The following is a 4,816-nucleotide window of genomic DNA, read 5'->3' on the forward strand; positions in this document are numbered from 1 at the left end:
GTTCAAATGGCTATTCTACGTTTGATTGGTTTTGGAAAAAAAGAAGAATTTAAGAAAGTGCTAGCAATTTTAAGAAAGAAAAAGCCTGATAGGACAAGGATCCTATGAAATTTGTCGTGTACAGAGGTAATTTTTATGAAATCTAAAATCATGAGAAAAAGATAGAAAAGCACTTAGTCAGTTTCGGAGTATTATTTAAAACGTGGAGATGTTTTTCCTATGTTGATTAGTCAATTTATTTACGAATGAGGTATAAAGTTTTATCTAATTTTTCTTTTTATCCAATTTAAAATTAGGTGCGTACACGGCCTCAACTTTCAATAAAGTATAAAAGGTGTTTGTGTAGGCAATACCCTTACTTTTGATAAGCCAAAAGAAAGCAAAAGCCTTTGTTACCCATACATAACATCCCTATTATGATGGATAACGTGTGGCATCCCTGCCACACTCGTGTATCCAAACGTTGCTTAAATTAAACTATGTAATAGTGGCGACATAAAGGTGCTCTTATCGCTATATATTAAAAACTTAGTGGAACACTGTTTCTAAAGCTTTTAAACCCACTTTGGGATCAAGTAGACCGTTGTAAATTTCAGGGATTTCACGTTCCACCCCAAAAAATTCATAAATGGCAAGCATCGCCCCACGAACTGAATATTCCACAGTAAAGACCACGTCATCTTCAATTTCCACAAACTGTCCAAGGAAAGCAAAGTTTTGTGAGCCTTGTGGAATTACCTGTGGACGATCCCCCGGTTTACGGCAGGCGAATAGGGCAGAGGCGTATGGCATCATGGCGGTAGTAACATCAGTCGTTGCCAAAACATGATCTAAAATGTCGTCAAAACCGAGCTGTTTAATCAGTTCTGTTAGGATTTCTTGCCCCGTGGCTTCGGACATTGGTTTTTTGATGTAATCGCCTATATGGTCAATTTGGAAACCGTAGCCCCATAAGGTATATAAACCTTCAGGTAAGTCGGCAAAGTGTGGCTGTGCAGGAACCACGATGGATAAATGCCAACCCGACTCATACCAAGTCATGAGTGCGCCTGTGCCTGGTTCATTGCCTGTATAGTCAATAATACGTTTAAGTAGCACGTCATCTTTCATGGTCAGAGTGAAAGACTCCCACTTATGTTCATCGACATTGCCATAAAAAGTCATTGGACGGCCAAAGTCTGGGGCTTTTTGTGCCAGCGTTTCCCAAAGCGTCCAGCCATGATCTTCTCGATGACGAATAAGGGCAGGCACGTCATGATTACCGCCATAACGTGAGTCTGCTGTAATAGAGCCTAAAGTGAAAATAGCTAAATCATTGGCTTTCAGATTAATTTGCTCTGAGCCTTCAGGCAATTGTACATATAGGCGTGAAGCGTAGCGTTCTTGAGTTTCAGCATTGGTAATGAAGTCTGCATCTGTGACATAGTGTCCAAAACGCACATCTAACTCATGTTGGAACTCACTTTTTTTGGTCGAAAAGTAAGACTACCACATGTGGGTAGCTGACCTCCTTCCGACCTATCCCATTACATGAGTGTTGCGGTTATTATCTGAATTCAGGCAAAACCTAACCTACTATTTATCTTTGCTCGAAAAATTCTCCCTCAGCGAGTTAACCCAGCTTGAGAATTTATGTATTGAGTCACCGCCTTTACCAAGCAGTTCCCTTAGCTCTTCTTCGAAGTGCGTTTGCTTTTTCTCCTCCGGTTCGGGCAGCGGCGGCAGTATGTGGGCAAAGTAGGTTTTGTCGAGTAAGCGGTGCAGCATACGCTCGCCAATAAAAGGCTTATTGCTATTGAGCGCTCTGGCACCTTTTATGATGTTACGAATGTCGTATTGTGTCGGGCTTATATCAGGCACCTGTTTGGGAATATTCAGCAGTTTATACACACCAATACGGGCGGTGCGAATAGAGGCTTCCATGGTGAATATTATGTCATTGCGAGTTTCTACAAATTGTCCCACTAAGCCTAAATTCGTGCAGCCTTCAGGAACTACTCTGGGCCTGTCGCCTGCAGCTCTGGGCATAAACTGAGCTGTAATATAAGGCATAAGCGCAATGCGTATTTTGGTGTTGGCTATAACCTCATCTAACTGGTCTTCAATACCCAGATGATGGCAAAGCTCGGTCAGAATTTCTTTACCGGTGCATTCTGGCATGGTTTTGTTTACACGGTTGCCTTGCTTATCCATCAACAGGCCATAAACCCACAACACCAATGTGTCATCTGGCTGGTCGGGGAAGTGGGGTTGGCGATTACAGGTAACACTTAACAGCCAGTTGGAGTCAGTAAAAGTCACTATGCCGCCGGTTACGGTTCGACCGGAGTATGGGTCGTTTACTGATAAGGTTTTCAGTTTATCGACAAGGGGTGAGGGCTTGCAGGTAAGGGTGGCCGACTCCCATATAGACTTGTCTACGTCACCATAAAATTTTTCTGGCTTACCGAAAACGGGAGACTTCTTGGCGAGGTTCTTCCATAAGTTCCAGCCACTTTCGCTACCCGGGTCATGCCTTTCACAGTTAAGCTCCGGCGCATTATCCATACCGGCATAACCCGTCTGTTCAGTCATTGAGCCGGTGAGGGCGAACACTAAATCATTCTTGCCAACTTCAATATATTGCTCTTTACCTTTAATAACGGCCTGAATTCCGGTTACTGTCTTTTTGTCTCCGGTAAAGCTTATATCAAGGTCATCGACTCTGGCTTCAAAGGTAAATTTCACTCCTTTTTCACGCAAAAAGTCGGTCAGTGGCTTTATAAAGGTGTCGTACTGATTGTATTTAGGGAAAAGCAGAACAGACATGTCACCAAAGCCGTCAATTGAGTCCAGAAAACGATGCAAATAGAGCTTGGTTTCCAACAGGCTGTGGCAGTTTTTAAAAGCAAACATAGTACGGAATAAAAACCAGAAGTTGCTTTGTAAAAAGCCTTCACTGAAATATTCCTCAATGCTCGTGTCGTCTAACTCTTCCTTTCGTTTCAGCATTAAGCGGATAAGTTCCCATTGCTGAGATTTACTCAGTCCTAGGTCTTCTGAGTCAAGGATCTCGCCGGACTTGTTAATTAAACGGGCCTTAGAGTAATTTGGGTCGTTGTCGTTTATCATTCGGTATTCATCGAGAACAGAATACCCTTCGGGAAGTTCAAGGGCGGGAATGTCCTGGAATAGATCCCAGAGGGTGTCGTAGTTCCAGTTCATTTCACGACCACCGCGAATGATGTAACCGTCTTCAGGGTTACCCGCACCATCCATAGAGCCGCCTTCTACCCTCATTTCTTCTAAAATAGTGATATTTTCGGCGGGCATATGACCATCGCGAATTAAATAAAATGCAGCGGCAAGTCCTCCGACACCGCCACCAATTATCCAGGCTTTACGCTTTTCGATTCCCGGAGTTGGTAAGGTTTTATGACGCGAGTAGGGCGATATAAAATCACCCGGCGGCAAAGTGTTAAGCGGTTTATGGCACCAAAAACCACCTGTTGCGTCAGGCTCATGTTCAAAACCCTCTGGTGCGGTTGCCGAGATATCAAATTTCGCAATTGTCTTTTTAGCCATTACGGATTCCTTCCCTTACTGAATAGAAGTACTTGCTGTTCTAGCTGATACCCTTAATGGTATTGCGAACGGCACTTTCAGTATAGTCGGCACCAAGCCTAGATTCAACTAGAGGCTGTTGATCTTTGAGTGAAAATTAAACGGCATAGCAACAAGGTATAATGGTTTCGCCAAAAATCAAAAATACCACCGAGAACGGACGTTGCTATGCCAAGAACAATGTTAACAGATAAAGCCTGGAAAGCCCTAAAGCAAATCCTCAAAGAAACGGGGCGTGTTTATAATAAGTACGAACACAGGAACACGCTTGAAGGCATTCTGTATCGGATGCGCACTGGAATTCAATGGCGAGATCTGCCTGAAAAATTTGGCCGTTGGAACACTGTTTTTAGACGTTTTAACCTCTGGTCAAAGAAGGGGGGTATTTCAAAAACTATTTCAAAGCATATCGTCTGAGAATGACCCTGAATGGCTATTTATTGATGGAAGTATCGTGAAGGCGCATCAGGATAGCAGCGGAGCAGCCAGTGGTGCAGACGAAGCTATAGGAAAAAGTCGGGGTGGCAATTCGACAAAAATTCATCTTGCTGTTGATAGCGGTGGTCTTCCCGTTTACTTCGAAATCTCGGGTGGGCAAGTACATGACATCGCCCATGCGCAGAGTTTGATAGCAGAAGCCCCAAAATCAAGCCATGTCACTGCCGATAAGGGCTACGATAGTGATAGTTTACGAGCATTTATTGAAGCTCAAGGTTGCGTGGCCAATATTCCGAGAAAAGAGAACAGCAAAACTGGGAATGGTCATATGGACTGGTGCCTTTATAAGTACCGGCACTTGGTAGAGAACGCCTTTTTAAAGATTAAAAAATATCGGGCTATAGCTACTCGCTACGACAAACTGGCAAGAAACTACGCCAGTAATGTCGCATTAGCCTTTGTCATGGTATGGCTGCCAATGCATTGCTGAATGATATTTGAGCAAAGATCAACAGCCTCTAAAATTGAATCTGATCTAAATAATTGATGTTAATGTTTATTGTTGAGTAATTGCTCTATTGTTGTTTTCACTATGCCGTATGCTAAATTTCTTTAAAAATAGGCTTTTTATTTATCATTAAAAAATATCTTTGTACACGACAAAAAAAGATAACTCATTGAAATAATGGCATAATACTTGTTTTCTGACGACGAATATGATGACACATTTCAATGAGTTACATCTCATCTTAAACAAATATCTAAAGTGGAACAA

Annotated in this window: 2 protein-coding genes and 1 pseudogene; 1 reads left to right on the forward strand and 2 read right to left on the reverse strand. The window is 42.6% G+C overall.

Features of this window, described 5'->3' with window-relative positions:
• Positions 1-528: 528 nt before the first annotated feature.
• Positions 529-1,446: pseudogene (locus FTU83_RS16780) on the reverse strand (oleate hydratase); the annotation flags it as partial.
• Between the two features lie 129 nt (positions 1,447-1,575).
• Positions 1,576-3,564, reverse strand: a complete 1,989-nt coding sequence (locus FTU83_RS16785; RefSeq protein ID WP_180005632.1) for an oleate hydratase — start codon at positions 3,562-3,564, stop codon at positions 1,576-1,578.
• Positions 3,565-3,771: 207 nt separating this feature from the next.
• On the opposite strand from FTU83_RS16785, the gene FTU83_RS16790 reads away from it, so the two are divergent.
• Positions 3,772-4,531, forward strand: a protein-coding gene (locus FTU83_RS16790) for an IS5 family transposase (RefSeq protein WP_180107403.1) whose coding sequence is annotated in 2 segments (ribosomal slippage) — positions 3,772-3,981 and positions 3,983-4,531 — 759 coding nt in all. Because the reading frame shifts where the segments join, the coding sequence is not laid out codon by codon here.
• Positions 4,532-4,816: the final 285 nt, after the last annotated feature.

Origin of the sequence: Acinetobacter sp. YH12152 (genome assembly GCF_013418285.1) — a bacterium.
Classification (GTDB): domain Bacteria; phylum Pseudomonadota; class Gammaproteobacteria; order Pseudomonadales; family Moraxellaceae; genus Acinetobacter; species Acinetobacter amyesii.

What these genes read in the sequence shown, in the direction of transcription:
- FTU83_RS16785 (WP_180005632.1), bottom strand. Translation starts at nt 3,564, where the DNA reads ATGGCTAAAAAGACAATTGCGAAATTTGATATCTCGGCAACCGCACCA.